Origin of the sequence: Stakelama portus (assembly GCF_003171655.1) — a bacterium.
Classification (GTDB): Bacteria; Pseudomonadota; Alphaproteobacteria; order Sphingomonadales; family Sphingomonadaceae; genus Sphingomonas; species Sphingomonas portus.
Genome location: NZ_QFZL01000006.1, coordinates 1 through 14208, shown reverse-complemented (window position 1 = coordinate 14208; position 14208 = coordinate 1). Strand labels below are relative to the sequence as shown.

General features: G+C 64.0%; 14 protein-coding genes. 7 read left to right on the top strand and 7 right to left on the bottom strand.

The window, feature by feature from the left end; translation table 11 throughout:
- Window positions 1–21: 21 nt before the first annotated feature.
- Both ppa and DKB74_RS15245 read right to left on the bottom strand, forming a co-directional pair.
- On the bottom strand, window positions 22–561 hold the full coding sequence (ppa, locus tag DKB74_RS15250) for an inorganic diphosphatase (protein WP_109809055.1): 540 nt from the start codon (window positions 559–561) through the stop codon (window positions 22–24).
- Window positions 562–575: 14 nt separating this feature from the next.
- The gene (locus tag DKB74_RS15245) at window positions 576–2492 is read right to left on the bottom strand and encodes a M61 family metallopeptidase (protein ID WP_109809054.1); all 1917 of its coding nucleotides are present in this window, start codon (window positions 2490–2492) and stop codon (window positions 576–578) included.
- Window positions 2493–2825: 333 nt separating this feature from the next.
- On the opposite strand from DKB74_RS15245, the gene DKB74_RS15240 reads away from it, so the two are divergent.
- On the top strand, window positions 2826–4139 hold the full coding sequence (locus tag DKB74_RS15240) for a methyltransferase family protein (RefSeq protein WP_193504482.1): 1314 nt from the start codon (window positions 2826–2828) through the stop codon (window positions 4137–4139).
- A gap of 129 nt (window positions 4140–4268) precedes the next feature.
- Here DKB74_RS15240 and DKB74_RS15235 read toward each other — a convergent pair whose 3' ends face one another.
- From DKB74_RS15235 to DKB74_RS15225, 3 genes are all read right to left on the bottom strand, one after another.
- A complete protein-coding gene (locus DKB74_RS15235) occupies window positions 4269–5642 on the bottom strand; it encodes a glutamate--cysteine ligase (RefSeq protein ID WP_109809053.1) in 1374 nt (457 codons plus the stop codon).
- A 72-nt stretch (window positions 5643–5714) separates the two neighbouring features.
- Window positions 5715–6458, bottom strand: coding sequence for a 16S rRNA (uracil(1498)-N(3))-methyltransferase (locus DKB74_RS15230; RefSeq protein ID WP_109809052.1), 744 nt, complete (start codon window positions 6456–6458; stop codon window positions 5715–5717).
- 40 nt (window positions 6459–6498) lie between these two features.
- Window positions 6499–7116: a 2OG-Fe(II) oxygenase gene (locus tag DKB74_RS15225; protein WP_161956887.1), complete on the bottom strand. Its 618-nt coding sequence runs from the start codon at window positions 7114–7116 to the stop codon at window positions 6499–6501.
- Window positions 7117–7501: 385 nt separating this feature from the next.
- On the opposite strand from DKB74_RS15225, the gene DKB74_RS15220 reads away from it, so the two are divergent.
- From DKB74_RS15220 to DKB74_RS15200, 5 genes are read left to right on the top strand one after another with little or no spacing between them, the layout of a single operon-like run.
- Complete coding sequence (locus DKB74_RS15220; protein ID WP_109809050.1) at window positions 7502–7768, top strand: hypothetical protein; 267 nt, start codon at window positions 7502–7504, stop codon at window positions 7766–7768.
- On the top strand, window positions 7765–8673 hold the full coding sequence (gene ubiA, locus DKB74_RS15215; RefSeq protein ID WP_109809049.1) for a 4-hydroxybenzoate octaprenyltransferase: 909 nt from the start codon (window positions 7765–7767) through the stop codon (window positions 8671–8673). The genes DKB74_RS15220 and ubiA overlap by 4 nt, the downstream gene beginning before the upstream one ends.
- A 45-nt stretch (window positions 8674–8718) precedes the next feature.
- Complete coding sequence (locus DKB74_RS15210; protein WP_109809048.1) at window positions 8719–10065, top strand: TldD/PmbA family protein; 1347 nt, start codon at window positions 8719–8721, stop codon at window positions 10063–10065.
- Entirely contained in the window at window positions 10058–10837 is a 780-nt protein-coding gene (locus tag DKB74_RS15205; protein WP_109809047.1) for a 3'(2'),5'-bisphosphate nucleotidase CysQ, read from the top strand. Before DKB74_RS15210 ends, DKB74_RS15205 begins: the two co-directional genes overlap by 8 nt.
- Complete coding sequence (locus DKB74_RS15200; protein WP_109809046.1) at window positions 10834–11955, top strand: FUSC family protein; 1122 nt, start codon at window positions 10834–10836, stop codon at window positions 11953–11955. Before DKB74_RS15205 ends, DKB74_RS15200 begins: the two co-directional genes overlap by 4 nt.
- Here the strand turns inward: DKB74_RS15200 and DKB74_RS15195 are convergent.
- Window positions 11931–12641 (bottom strand): HAD family hydrolase, encoded by a 711-nt coding sequence (locus DKB74_RS15195; protein WP_109809045.1) that lies wholly within the window; start codon window positions 12639–12641, stop codon window positions 11931–11933. The two genes, DKB74_RS15200 and DKB74_RS15195, sit on opposite strands and share 25 nt — an antisense overlap.
- A gap of 6 nt (window positions 12642–12647) precedes the next feature.
- Window positions 12648–13853 carry a toxic anion resistance protein gene (locus DKB74_RS15190; RefSeq protein WP_109809044.1) on the bottom strand — a complete coding sequence of 402 codons (1206 nt, stop codon included), beginning with the start codon at window positions 13851–13853 and terminating at the stop codon, window positions 12648–12650.
- A gap of 150 nt (window positions 13854–14003) precedes the next feature.
- Between DKB74_RS15190 and DKB74_RS18960 the strand changes: the two genes are divergently transcribed.
- The coding region (locus DKB74_RS18960) for a hypothetical protein (protein WP_205007890.1) at window positions 14004–14208 on the top strand (205 nt) is incomplete at its 3' end.

The window sequence follows — 14208 nt, the reverse complement described above, 5'->3', positions numbered from 1 at the left end:
CACCAACGGACAGATCCGATGTCAGGCCGCCTTGGCTTGCTTCGCGCGCTCGATCGCTTCGATCACGATCTGCTGCGCTTCCTTGGCGCCGCCCCAGGTGCCGACCCGCACCCATTTTTCGGCTTCCAGGTCCTTATAATGGGTGAAGAAATGCTCGATCTGCTTGAACACGATTTCGGGCAGATCCTCCATTTCCTCGACCTTCGTATAATAAGGGAAGGTCGAATCCACCGGCACGCAGACCAGCTTTTCGTCGCCGCCATGCTCGTCTTCGAGGTTGAGCACCGCGATCGGACGCGCGCGCACCACGCAGCCCGGAATGAACGGCGAACGCGCGACGACAAGCGCGTCGAGCGGGTCGCCGTCGGGCGACAGCGTGTGCGGCACGAAGCCGTAATTGGCCGGATAGCGCATCGGCGTGTGCAGAATCCGGTCGACGAACAAAGCGCCTGAGCTCTTGTCGAATTCATATTTCACCGGCTCGCCGCCGATGGGAACTTCGATGATCACATTCAGGCTGTGGGGCGGATTGTCGCCCACCGGCACCATGTCGATTCTCATTGTGTTTTCGGTTCCTATTTGGCTTGCAGAAGCCGATCCAGGCCAGCCTCTCCCGTGGCTGTCTTTTCGAGGCGCGGATAGCGCAGGCCGCCATGATAGTCGATGGTGACTTGGCGGAGGCGTTCTTCGGAGCGGATGACGAGCCGAATCGGCTCTTTGCTGTCCTTTGCGGCGGTCACCGCGTCCTTCAGAACCTGGTTGCTATAGGGGGCCCCGTTTACCGCCACGATCTCGTCGGCGACGTCGATTCCCGCTTCGAATGCGGGGCTTCCCCAGACGACTTCGGCAATGCTGCCGCTGTTGCGCATGACCAGACCCAGCGAGAAGCCGAGATGCGCCCGACCGCTCGAGGATTCGTAATTCTGCATCCAGTGAGTGGGCTTGTCGGTGAAGATCAGGCGATAGCCATTTTCGGTAAAGCCGGCGAGCGGCACTTGCGGGTTCACGTCGAGCACGCGTTCGGTGAGGAATTTGCCCCAGTCCCATGCGACGACGCTGTTCAGCGTCGCGACCACCGTGTCGAAATCATAAGTGACTTCGCCCCAGTCGCCGTCCCGGCCGCTGCCGAAGAAAGCGCGGGCGAAATCGTCCATCGACTTTGTGCCATGGGAGAGCTCGCGTATCTTGGCATCGGCTTCGAGCCAGATCAGCAGCCCTTCGACATAATAATCCTCCGAACGCTGCCAGCTGGTCCAGGGCTTGGGCCGGCGCGCCGCGATGATCGGATCGTTGGTGGTATCGACCAGCGGGCGCCATTCGCGGCCGGGGCGGCCCTCTCCATAGAGCGCGGCATAATAAGCGAGCAGGCCGAGCACATCGTCCTTGGGCAGCATGCCCGAACGTGCCGCCAGCACCACGCCCCAGAATTGGGTCTGGCCTTCATAGACCCACATCAGGCTGTCCCGCATCGGCATGCGGTAATCGGGCGTCCACAGATCCGCGCCGCGGCGATATTTGCCGTTCCAGCTATGCGTGAATTCATGCGGCAACAGATCGCGGTCGCCCAGCGCATTGTCCCAGTTCCGGAAATAGTCGGGATCGACGCCATTTTCCGAGCTGCGGTGATGCTCCAGCCCGATGCCGCCCATTTCGTCGGTCATCGCCAGCAGGAATTCATAATGGTCATATTGCTCGGTGCCGAACAGCTTGACCGCCTGTTCGACCAGGCGGCGATGCGCATCGATCATTTCGGGCTTGGCGGCGTCGAGATCCGCCTGGCTGTCGGCAAAGACATTGAGGTCGACGCGCGGCGTCAGTTCCCATTCGCGGAAATAACGACCGGCAAAGACCGGGGAGTCGACCAGCACCTGATAATTGGTCGGCTGATAGCGATAGACCGAGCCTTGATTGATCGCGGGAAGGCCCGAACGCGCGGTCCAGCCTTCGGGATAGGTGACGGTCGCTTCGATCGGAATCTGTCGCGCGAAATAACCCGCCGGATAGAGGCTGACCGACGGGAATTGCAGGTTCATCATGCTCGGCGCGACGACGACGCGGCCCTGACTGCCCGACACTGCGGACGTGAACTGGAAGGAAAGCTCCAGCTTGTCCGCTCCTTCAGGAACGTCGATGTGAAAGGCGAATACATCGACCGTATCGCGGACCCAGGGAATCGTCTTGCCATTGGCGGTGATGGTCAGGCCGGCCAGCTTCTCGATCTCGCCGCGCGACGCATGTTTGCCGGGCAGCCACGATGGATAGAGCAGCACCATAGGCCCGGCCTGTGCCACCGGAATGGTCTCCTCGACTCGGAAAATCCCCTGTTCGACATCGGTCGCATCGACGTTCAGCGTGATCGTGCCGGGATAGGGAATATCCTTCGCCGCCGGGATCGTGTCGACGATCGGCACCGGCTGCGGAGCGCTGTTCTGAGCGAAGGCGGGCGTGACCGTAGTGAACAGGAGCGCGGCAAGAACGAACGAACGGCGCATGAAGCAATTGCCTTTCGGGGAAGGAGAAGGATGGCGCGCAATTAAGCCGCTGCGCTGCACAAGGTAAAGGGGGCGGCGCCGTTTATCGGTTCACGACCTGGCCTGGCGTCATGAGATTCCGCCTTGCTCTTCGCTTCCTGCGCAGGCGGGCCCCCCATGTCGGGATCGCGTCGCGCATCGACCGACACATCAGCCAATGCTTCTGTGTCAGCCAGTCATGCGAATTGGAAAGTCATGGGCCTGCCTGCGCTGGGGCGACGGCGATCTCGGCCCGTCCCGCGCCCGAAACGGCCTTCACGGCTTGCTTACCATTGGCGAGTACAGCCTTTGCTCATGTATCATGATGCAGCACTGGCAGCCCCGGCCAAGGCCGATCCGCGACCCCGTTCGGCGGTAAGCGGCGCGGTCGGGATCGTCGGCATGGCGGGTATGATCGCCTGGGTGGTGATTGCGCGCACCTATGGGATGGACGGGCCGTTTTCGGCACTGACCAACGTCCTTGCCTGTGCCTTGCCGATGGTGCTCTGGTCGATTTTCGTCGACAAGGTGCATCGCAGCCCTTCGACCGGTATCGACTGGTCGATCAAGCGCCCCTGGCGCGAAACATTCGACATCAGCCTGACCAAGCTGGCCGGGCTCTGGCTCACCTGGGGCGGGATCGGCGTGATCTACGCGACCGGGCGCTTTTATTGGGAAGGCAATTTCGCCTTTGCCATGTGGTGTTTCGAAATGGCCGCGCCCTGGCTGTTCGTGCTGTCGGTACCCTATGTCCTGTGGCTCGACCGCCGGATGGTGGAGCCGAAGGACGGATGCTGGTCGCTGGGTGCCTGGCTGATGGGGTATCAGCAAGGCGTCGATCGCGCGGCGATCGCCAATCATCTGCGCAGCTGGGCAGTGAAGGGTTTCTTCCTCGCCTTCATGCTTGCGATCGTGCCGCCCAATTTCGGCGATTTCATCCGCTGGGATACCGGCGCCATCTTCGCGCACCCGGTCAGCCTCGCCAACTGGCTGATCAGCTTCATGTTCGTCGTCGACGTCGCCTTTGCGACGGCGGGGTACATTCTTACTTTTCGCCCGCTCGATTCGCATATCCGTTCGGCCAATCCGTTCGCCAGCGGCTGGGCGGCGGCGTTGATCTGCTATCCGCCCTTCATCATGATGGGCGATGGCGGGCCGCTCGATTATCATCAGGGCACCTATGGCCAGGATGGCTGGTTCCAATGGTTCGGCGACAGCATGCCGGCGATGTGGGCGTTCGGCACGGTGCTGGTGGCACTAACCGGCATCTATGCCTGGGCGACGGTGGCGTTCGGCTTCCGTTTTTCGAACCTCACCAATCGCGGCATCCTGACCCATGGTCCCTATGCGCTCAGCCGCCACCCGGCCTATCTGTCAAAGAACCTGTTCTGGTGGGTTGCGACGCTTCCGTTCCTCGCCACGACCGGCAGCCTTGCCGACGCCGTGCGCAACACGTTGCTGATGGGCGTGGTGAGCGGGGTCTATTACTGGCGCGCCAAGACCGAGGAAAAGCATCTGAAGCTCGATCCCGATTATGTCGCCTATGACGCATGGATGAAGCGCAACGGCGTGGTGCCGCTGTTCTTCGCATGGCTGACTGGAAAGAAATCGGAACGGCCCGCCGGCTGAAGCGCGCGTTTGTCCTGCGATCGTCCCGACAATCAGGCGGAGATGGTCGTCAATAGCCACGCCACCCCACCCGAATTCCGCCAGCGGTTGCTGACATTTTTTCAGGACAGTCTGACCGACGCCAACTGATCAGAACTTCGTCTCGCCATAAATGCCACAAGCGTCGCCATCCCAGTCGCGGGCATATTTTTCGAGCAGCACCTGCGCGGGCACCTTGCCGGTGCGCACGATCTCGCGCAGCGGGTCGAGGAAGCCGGTTTCGTTGTCGCCCGAGGCGTTGAGGCGCGCGCGCGCGGTGAGCCCCGCATTGGCGATGTCGAGTACCTCGCCGGCGATATCACGCAATTTGCCACCGCCCGGCAACGGCGCATCGAGCGCGAGCCTGGGCACCGCGTTGCGCAGCGCCTCGCGCTCGTCCATCGACCAGTCCTTGACCAGATCCCAGGCAGCATCGAGCGCGCCCTGATCGTACAGCAAGCCGACCCAGAGCGCGGGCAGTGCGCAGATGCGGTTCCACGGTCCGCCATCGGCGCCGCGCATTTCGAGGAAAGTCTTGAGACGCACCTCGGGGAAGGCGGTCGACAGGTGATCGGCCCAATCGTCGATCGTCGGCAGCTCGCCTTCGAGAACCGGCAGGCGTCCCTTCAGGAAATCGCGGAAACTGAGGCCCGCCGCGTCGATATATTTGCCGTCGCGATAGACGAAGTACATCGGCACATCGAGCGCATAGTCGGCATAGCGTTCGTATCCGAAGCCGTCTTCGAACACGAAGGGCAGCATGCCGGTGCGCGCCGGATCGGTGTCCGACCAGATATGGCTGCGATAGCTCAGAAAGCCGTTGGGCTTGCCTTCGGTGAAGGGCGAGTTGGCGAACAATGCCGTCGCCAGCGGCTGGAGCGCGAGGCCGACACGAAATTTCTTCGCCATGTCGGCTTCGCTCGAATAATCGAGATTCACCTGGATCGTGCAGGTGCGCAGCATCATGTCGAGGCCGAGCGAGCCGACGCGCGGCATATGGTTCAGCATGATGCCGTACCGCCCCTTCGGCATGATCGGCAGGTCTTCGCGCGCCTTGTCCGGCCACATGCCAAGGCCGAGGAAGCCCAGGCCCAGCTTCTCGCCGACTGCCTTCACCTGCTGAAGGTGGCGATCGGCTTCGCCGCAGGTCTGATGGATGGTTTCGAGCGGCGCGCCCGACAGTTCGAGCTGGCCTGCCGGTTCGAGGCTGACCGTGCCGTCCGGGCCGGAAAGCGCAATCACCTTGCCGCCTTCCTCGACCGGTTTCCAGCCGAACTCGGTCAGTGCGTTGAGCAGGTCGCGGATGCCGCCCGGCTCGTCATAGCTGGGCGCGCGCAGGTCCTGGGTGCGATAGACGAATTTCTCATGCTCGGTGCCGATGCGCCAGCGGTCCTTCGGCTTTTCCCCGCTCGCGAAATAGTCGATCAGCTGGGCATGATCCTCGATGACCGGTGCGTTGCTTTCCGAAACCGTTTTCGTGCTCATGGCCGCCCTTTACGGTGAGGCATGCCCCTGCGCCAGCCCCTCTCGGCCCTCAGATGGGGAGGGAGGGGCGCGTTACCAATCCCCCGCGGCCGCCATCCACAGCGAAATCGCAGCGGCGGCGGCAGTGTCGGCACGCAGGATGCGCGGCCCCAGCGCAATGCCGACGGCTTGCGGCAACGCCTTGATCGCGGCGCGTTCCTCATCGTCGAACCCGCCTTCCGGGCCGATCAGGATCGCCGCCGGACCCTTGTACGCGGCCATGGCTTCAAGCGCGTTCACGCCGCCTGCTTCATCCGCGAAAAACAAGGCGCGCTCGCTCGGCCAGTCGCGCAGCAATGCGGGGAGTTTCACCGGTTCGGCAAGGCTGGGCAGCGCGGTGCGCCCGCATTGTTCGGCGGCTTCGATCATATGCGCGGTGAGGCGATCGAGATTGAGCCGGTCGACCACCGCGCGGCGGGTGAACACCGGAACGACGCGATCGACGCCCAGCTCGCATGCCTTTTCGATCAGCCAGTCGATCCGGCCTTTCTTGATCGGCGCAGCGCATAGCCAGAGGTCAGGGACGGGCTCGCGCTCGGTCAGATGTTCGGTGACTTCGAGGGTCAGGTCGCGCTTGCGCACTTCGCGCGCGATACCGATCCACTCGCCGCTGACATTGTCGAACAGGCGCACCGGATCGTTCGGCTTCAGTCGCATGACCGCGATCAGATAATGCGCCTGCGCGGCATCGATGCGTAGCATCTGGCCGGGCGAAATCGGCTCGGTGACGAACAACCGCGGAGTCGAATCGGGCGGCCAGGCGGGGGTTGCGGGCATCCGCTGCCTTTAACGCCGCTGTGCTGTCCGTCGCAACGTATCAGGTGCGTAGCGCGTCCGATGCGGCGCTGCCCTGCCATTCGCGCTCGCGATACCATTTGGTGAGCACATGTTTCACGCCGGCCTCGACCGGGCAGCCCTGATGATGCGCCAATTTGTTGGGCAGGCCCTGCGGCGTGAGATTGAACCAGGTGAGCAAGGTGCCACGGGTCGGCACGCCTTCGATCATCGCATAGGGGAAGCGAGTCTCGCCGCCGGCCTCAGGCTCGTTGAGATAGACCATTGCGGTCCAGGTTCGCTGTCCCCCTTCGGACGCGACCGCTTCGGAATAGATCTGGCCGCCGGCGAAATAGTCGTTGTGCAGCATGAACTGCTGCCCGGGATGATAGCGCTGCCCCTGTACCGTTTCGCCATGGCTCGCGGGAAGGCCAAGCATCGCATTCATTCGCGTTTCGACGTGCGTGACCAGCGGATCGTCACTCGACAAATGACAGGTCTCGCTTGTCCGCGACTTGCGTTTGGCCGCGTTCAGGCTGGTTGAAGGTTTCACGTCCAGATCTATCAGGGCGATCAGCGCATCGCATTCGGCATCGTCCAGAAAACCGGGTATTGCGAACATGGCCAGGCCGTTGACCGGAGCACGGACGGCGTTCGGCATTGCATCGAGCCTGCGTGCGGTCGCCGAACCAATAGCTGCCAGAGCGGAAGGGTCGGATCCCGGCAGCGGGTCGAAAGCGCGTCCGCCATGCTGAAGCACGAACAGAGGACGGAAATATTGCGGTTCAGCCGGTATCGTTACCGGTTCCGCGACAGGAGGCGTATCCAATGCCGGCGCTTGCGAATCCGACGCATCGGCGGAATTGCGTCGCAGCAGTCGGTCGAGCAGAGACATTCCCGCACCATAGCCGCTTGCAGCGACCGGACAAGCGCCGCGCGATGCGGTCTGTGCAAATATCGGGCGGTGGCGCGTCGGGCGGGAGTCCCGGCGTCGCGCCGCCAGCTTTGGGGTTGCGTCGCGTCGCGGCCGGGGCCACCAGCAACGGATGGACCTCGACACGCTTCTTCATCACTATTTCGGTCCCGAAGGGCTCGACGCTGAAAACCCGGCGGCATTGGAGGCCGGCATTTCGCGGTTGCGCACGGACATGGGCGTGGAACAGGAGCCGGGACGGCGTTTCGCGCTCTGGGCGCTGCTGCATGCGCTGGGAGTCGCCCCCGATCCGGATGACGCGTTCGAGAATCCGCAGGAACGCATTGCGGCACGCGATTTCGCCTGGGCCGCCGATCGCGCCGCGGGGCGTGAATCATGAGCGCCGAGACGCTTCCCGATACCCAGCATCGCGGCCTGATCGGGCTGTTGCCCGCCGCCGCCCGGCCCTATGCGTTGTTGGCACGGTTCGACCGGCCGATCGGCTGGTGGCTGCTCTTCTGGCCCGGTGCCTGGGCGATCGCCCTGTCGGGCAATATGCGTGAACGCTGGGACATGCTGTTGTGGTTTCTGCTCGGCAGCATTGCGATGCGCGGGGCAGGGTGCGTTTATAACGACATCGTCGACCGCGACCTGGATCGCCAGGTGGCGCGCACGGCGAGCCGTCCGCTCGCGAGCGGTGCGGTATCGCTGAAAAGCGCGTGGATATGGCTCGGCATGCTCAGCCTTGTGGGGCTCATCGTGCTGGTGCAGCTGCGCCCCGCCGCGGCGCTGGTCGCGCTCGCCAGCCTGGCGCTGGTCGCTGCCTATCCCTTCATGAAGCGCATCACCTGGTGGCCGCAGGCCTGGCTGGGTCTCGTCTTTTCCTGGGCGGCACCGGTCGGGTGGGTGGAGATGGATACCGGCGTGCTCGCGCCGATGCTGTTGCTCTATGCCGGCTGTATCTTCTGGGTGATCGGTTACGACACGATCTATGCGCTGCAGGATGTGGAGGATGACGCGCTGGTCGGCGTGCGTTCTTCGGCACGGGCGATGGGGCGATTCGTTCAGCCCGGCGTGGGGCTTTGCTACCTTGCCGCGATCGGGCTGTGGGCGGGGGCGATCTGGACGATGCGTCCCGATCTGCTTGCGCTGCTCGCACTCGCGCCGATGGCTTGCCACCTTGGCTGGCAGGTGCTGACGCTCGACGCTCGCGATGGCGCCAATCCGCTGGTGCGCTTCCGCTCGAATCGCAATGCGGGGCTGCTGATGTTCGCTGCCTGCGCGGTGGTCGGGCTCTCCTTATAGGCGGACCGCTTTGACGTTGGCCCCGACGCTCCCTAAGTCGCTGGGATGTTGACCATCGATAAGGCGCGCGAGCGCGTTCAGGATGCAGTTGCGCGGGCGGTTCGCGCCGGGGCCGACGCGGCCGATGCGATGCTGGTGCGCAACCGGTCGCTTTCGGTATCGGTGCGCATGGGCGCGCTCGAGGATGTCGGGCGTTCCGAGAGCGAAGAAATGGGCGTGCGCGTTTTTGTCGGCCAGCGTTCCGCGACGATTTCCACCACCGACCTGGTGCCCGACGCGCTCGACGAGGCAGTCGAACGTGCGCTCAAGATGGCGCGCGAGGCGCCGGAGGATCGCTGGGCGGGCCTGGCCCCGCAGGATCGGCTGATGCACGGCGATCCGCCGCTGCTCGACCTGGACGATGGCGCCGAAGTCGAGCCCGACGCGCTGAAGGAACGCGCGTTGATCGCCGAGGAAGCCGCGCGTGCCGTGCCCGGCGTGACCAACAGCGAAGGCGCCGGCGCAGGCGCCAACCGCACGATCATCGCGCTTGCCACCAGCCACGGGTTCGCGGGGGCCTATGCCGTTACCAGCCACGGGCTTTCGGCAAGCGTGCTGGCGGGCAGCGGCAGCGCGATGGAGCGCGATCACGCGCATCATAGCGCGCGGCACGAATCGATGCTCGAATCGCCCGAAACCATCGGCACGCGCGCGGGGCAGCGCGCCGTTGCGCGCCTCAATCCGGCGCGGGTGCCCAGCGGCGCGATGCCGGTTGTGTTCGATCCGCGGGTGTCCGGGAGCATGCTCGGCCATTTGATGGCGGCGATTTCGGGCGGTGCGATCACGCGCAAGACCAGCTTCCTTCAGGACGCGTTGGGAACGCAGGTCTTCGCCAGCGGCATTTCGATCCATGACGACCCGCATATTCCGCGCGGCCTGCGCAGCCGCGCGTTCGATGGCGAGGGGCTGCCGGTGCAGCCGATGGCGATCATTGCCGACGGAATGCTCGAAACCTGGCTGCTCGACAGTGCCGCCGCGCGCCAGCTCGGCCTTGAGCCGACAGGGCATGCCGCGCGCGGGATCGGCGGCAATCCGGGCGCTTCGGCAAGCAATCTCTATATGGCCGCCGGACATGTGCCGCGCGAAACGCTGATCGGAGAGATCGAGCTTGGCATATTGGTGACCGAACTGATCGGACAGGGCGTCAATGGCGTTACCGGCGATTATAGTCGCGGGGCGGCCGGGTTCCTGATCGAGAAGGGGGAGATTACGCGTCCGGTTTCGGAAATCACCATCGCAGGCAACCTGACCGACATGTTCCGCCAGATGACGCCCGCCAGCGATCTCGATTTCCGATATGGGCTCAATGCGCCTTCGCTGCGCGTCGACGGGATGACGATCGCCGGTGACTGACACGCTTGCCGACGCTGTTGCGGCAGTCGCCGCCGATGCCGGCAGACTGGCGATGGCGCGGTTCGGCACCGATTTCCGCCGTTGGGAGAAATCACCCGGGAATCCGGTGTGCGAAGTCGATCTGGAAGTCGACGCGATGCTTCGCGGCCGGCTGAGCGCGTTGCTTCCCGATGCCGGCTGGCTATCCGAAGAGACGGTCGACAATGACGATCGGCTTGCCGCCAGACGGTTATGGGTGGTCGATCCGATCGACGGCACGCGCGATTTCCTGCGCGAGCGCACGGGCTGGGCGGTGTCGGTCGCGTTGATCGAAGATGGCCGTCCGGTGATCGGAATCCTCGATGCGCCTGCCCGAAACGAGCATTGGCGCGCCGAAGCCGGGAAAGGCGCCTATCGCGGCGGCGAGCGCATTCAGGTGGCGACACGCAACCTGCTGTCGGGAGCGCGTGTGCCCGCCGATGCGCTGCCCAAGATCGACCGCGACCTTATCATGGTCGCAAAGCCCAATTCGATCGCGCTGCGTATCGCGATGGTGGCTGCCGCCGAAGCCGATATGGTCGCGACGCTGCGCTGGGGATATGAGTGGGATGTCGCCGCCGCGACGCTGGTGGCACAGGAAGCGGGCGCGACGGTCAGCGACGCGCTTGGCCAGCCGCTCGCCTTCAACACGCCGCAGGCTCAGGCATTCGGGATACTCGCAACCACGCCGGGCATTCATGCCGAAGCAGTCGCGCGGCTCGCCGATCGGGCACAGGCGGCCGCCGCAAGATGATCGAACCGCGCGGCCTGTTCGTCGGTCGCGGCACCGAGTTTCGGCAGGCAGTGCGCGTGATGGTCGGCGCGGTGATCGCCTATCTTGCCTATCGCCTGTTGCACCTCGAACAGGGATTCTGGGCAGTCATCACGGTCGTGCTTGTGTTGCAAAGCTCGGTCGGGGGAACGATGGGCGCGGCCTTTGACCGGCTGATCGGCACGATTGTCGGCGCGATCATCGGCGCAATCGCGGCGATGTTGTTGCCACATACCCTGATCGGGACGGGTGTGGGGCTGGCGCTGGTAACCGCGCTTGCCGCCTATGCTGCGGCGGTTCGGCCGCAATTGCGGATCGCGCCGGTCACTGCGATCATCGCCTTGCTCGGCAATCTGCCGGGGAATTCGCCCGGACAATTTGCGGTCGATCGGATCGCCGAGATCGCCCTGGGCGGCGTGATCGGCGTTGCGATCAGCCTGATCATCTTTCCGGCCCGGTCGCGTGGCGTGCTGGCACAGCGTGTCGGCGACGTGCTCGAACAGTGCGAATCGCTGATGCGGTCTGCCGCCGATGCGATGGAGAGCGGGGCTTCGCCGCCCGGCGTGCCGCAACAGGCGCCGCTTCGCGCGGCGCTGGGTGCAGTGGAAACGGCGATGAAGGATGCCGAGCGCGAGCGTCAGTCGCGGCTTGCCGATCACGGCGTGCCGCGCGCGGTGCCGCGCACATTATGGCGGATCCGGAACGATCTGGTGCATGTCACGCGCGGACTTGAATCGCGGCTGCCGGACGCGGTCGGTGCCTATTTTCACCCCGCCGCAGCTCGTTTGCTCCGCCACGAAGCCGATGTCGCTGCGGCGTGCCGTCAGGCATTTGCCGAACGCAGACGCGTGGTGCCGCTGGACAGCGAGCGCCACTATGCCGAATTCGCCGACGCCATCGCCCAGCTGCGCGCGGCGCAGGTCGCAAAGGGGCTCGATTTTGAAATGATCGGGCGGCTGTTCGGCGAAATCTTCGCGCTCCAGCAATTGCACCGCAACTTTACCGATCTGATCGCCCGTATCGACGAAGCCGCTGCCGAACCCGCACAGCATCGGCTGTTCGGGCGGCGTGGCGATCAGACGATGCCTTCGTCGCCCTGATATTTGATCTGGAGATAGCGGCCCTTGGTCGCCAGCAGATCGAGATCGCCTTCGGCCAGCTGTGCCGACATCTGTGCGATTTCATCATCGATCAGCTTGAGCCCGTCCTCGAGCTGCTGATTGGGCGTGCGGCCGTTGCGTTCCACTGCGCGCAGCGGTTCGGGAACCCGCTGATAGCCCTTTACCAGTTCGGGCAGTTGTTCGCCGACCAGCTTGCGGACTTCGTTCGCCGCCGGGCTTTCTTCGCTGAGTTCGGCAAGCTGCGGCGACAGTGTTTCCAGCTTCACGCCGATCGAATCGGCGAGCGTGCGGGCGGGCGCGGGCAGGGCGGGGCGCTGCGTTTCCAGCCATTGCTCCGTGCGCAGCGGCAGCGCCTTGAGCGGCACCTGAACCAGTTTCTCGGCGCTCGGCGGCTCGACCAGCGGGAATACCGCGAATGCCAGCGTCGCGGCGATCAACAATGCCATCACCACCAGCGCGCCGCCCATGCCGAGCGGCACGAACCAGCCAAAGACCATCGCAGCGATAACGATGACGAAATCGGCGCCCGCGATCCGGCCCAACCGCTTCAATATCTCCGCATCGCGCCGCTTCCTGGCGCGCTTGCTGAGCGACCCATAACGTTCGCGGGTGCGATCCAGAAACTCGCTGCTGCGCGCCAGCTGGCGATCGACGTCGGTGGGCATGGTGGCTTACAGTGCCTCCAGCTTGAAGGTTTCGTCCGGCCCCGCGACTGCATTCTGGTTCGCGCCTTCGGCACGCGCGATATAGCCTTTCGACTTTTCGACTTCGTCCGACAGCACGGTGACCGTGGTTTTCATCGAATCGAGCGCCTTCAGCTTGAACGTGTCGATCGCATCCATCGTGTCATAGATATTCTGGAACGCGCGCTGGAGCGTTTCGACCGGAATGGTCGAGGACGCCGCCTGTTCGTGGATCTCCGCCGACTGGCTCTTGAGCAATTGTCCGGTCGAATCGATCAGGCCCGCAGTGGTCGTGTTCAGCGCAGTGATCTGATCGAGCACAAGGCGTTGGTTGGTCAGCGCCTGCGCGACCGTTACCGCCGTGCGCAGCGCCGAGACGGTGGTGGTCGATGCGCGATCGACGCCCTTGATCAGCTCGACATTGTTCTTCTTGACCAGATCGAGCGCGAGATAGCCCTGCACCGTAACCGCCATCTGCGTCAGCAGGTCCTGGGTGCGCTGGCGGACATAGAAGAGCGCGGTTTCGCGGATCGCCTTGGCCTTGGCGGGATCGGTCGCGTCGAGCTCCTCGGCCTTGGCCGTCAGCTTCTCGTCCATCGCCTTGGACAGATAGATCATCTGTTCCAGCCGCCCCATCGCGTTCCACAGATTCTCGCGCTCGGTGCCGATCGCGGCATTGTCCTGCAACAGCTCGTCCTTGCCGTTGGCCAGGCTCTTGAGGATGCCGTTGATGTGCGTCTGCGAGCTTTGATATTTGCGGAAATAGGTCTTCATCGGCGAACCGAACACGCGGCTGAGGAAACCGCCCTTGCCGCCGATCAGCTTGCCATTCTTGCTGGGATCGAGATCCTCGACCGTCTTGCGCAGCTGCAGGAGGTCGGCGCCGACGCCATCATCCTTGCCCATTGCCTTGACCGGGCGATCGAGAAAACGGTTCGACTGGCCGGCCGCGGCGCGGATTTCCTTTTGCCCCATCGCAGTGATCGCATCGACGCGCTTGCCGAATTCGGGCGAATTCACGTCCTGCGCCACCAGCTGATCGATGAAATCATCGACGCGGGCTTCCAGTTCGGTCTTTTTAGCATCGTCGACGGGCACCAGCCCCGCCGCCTTTTCCGGCTTCACCGCCGGCACCGGATCGGGCGGCGTGAGGTTCAGCGTTTCTTCTTCAGTCGCGGTCGCAGTCGTCGCCATTGTCGCGGACTCCAAATCTGTTCGCCCTTCCATAGTTTGCGCCGGGGTATGCGTTCAACTGTATTATATGGGTAATACGGAGGGTGATGCAATGGGCGCGCCGTTGCGGGGGGTGCGGGGGTGCGGCATGGTGATGGCCGGGGAGAGGCGATGGTCGCGATTCGTAACCACGAAAAACTGCGCGACTGGCTAGACAATAAGCCGGTCGATTGGGCGAGGGCGATGGCGCTGCGATCGGCGCTGCGCGTGCTGCCGTTCGCTGTGCGTTCCGACAGACCTGCGTTGCATATCGCAGTGTTTCGTGCCACGGCGATATCCTGGTCTGCGCGCAAATTTCCAGACCAGGATATCGCCG

Bases quoted from the DNA above. Each gene is read 5' to 3' on its own strand.
- DKB74_RS15230 (WP_109809052.1), bottom strand. From the start codon at position 6,458: ATGCCCGCAACCCCCGCCTGGCCGCCCGATTCGACTCCGCGGTTGTTC.
- DKB74_RS15245 (WP_109809054.1), bottom strand. From the start codon at position 2,492: ATGCGCCGTTCGTTCGTTCTTGCCGCGCTCCTGTTCACTACGGTCACG.
- DKB74_RS15235 (WP_109809053.1), bottom strand. From the start codon at position 5,642: ATGAGCACGAAAACGGTTTCGGAAAGCAACGCACCGGTCATCGAGGAT.
- DKB74_RS15195 (WP_109809045.1), bottom strand. From the start codon at position 12,641: ATGCCCACCGACGTCGATCGCCAGCTGGCGCGCAGCAGCGAGTTTCTG.
- DKB74_RS15210 (WP_109809048.1), top strand. From the start codon at position 8,719: ATGTTGACCATCGATAAGGCGCGCGAGCGCGTTCAGGATGCAGTTGCG.
- DKB74_RS15220 (WP_109809050.1), top strand. From the start codon at position 7,502: ATGGACCTCGACACGCTTCTTCATCACTATTTCGGTCCCGAAGGGCTC.
- ppa (WP_109809055.1), bottom strand. From the start codon at position 561: ATGAGAATCGACATGGTGCCGGTGGGCGACAATCCGCCCCACAGCCTG.
- DKB74_RS15200 (WP_109809046.1), top strand. From the start codon at position 10,834: ATGATCGAACCGCGCGGCCTGTTCGTCGGTCGCGGCACCGAGTTTCGG.
- DKB74_RS15240 (WP_193504482.1), top strand. From the start codon at position 2,826: ATGTATCATGATGCAGCACTGGCAGCCCCGGCCAAGGCCGATCCGCGA.
- ubiA (WP_109809049.1), top strand. From the start codon at position 7,765: ATGAGCGCCGAGACGCTTCCCGATACCCAGCATCGCGGCCTGATCGGG.
- DKB74_RS15225 (WP_161956887.1), bottom strand. From the start codon at position 7,116: ATGCCGAACGCCGTCCGTGCTCCGGTCAACGGCCTGGCCATGTTCGCA.
- DKB74_RS15190 (WP_109809044.1), bottom strand. From the start codon at position 13,853: ATGGCGACGACTGCGACCGCGACTGAAGAAGAAACGCTGAACCTCACG.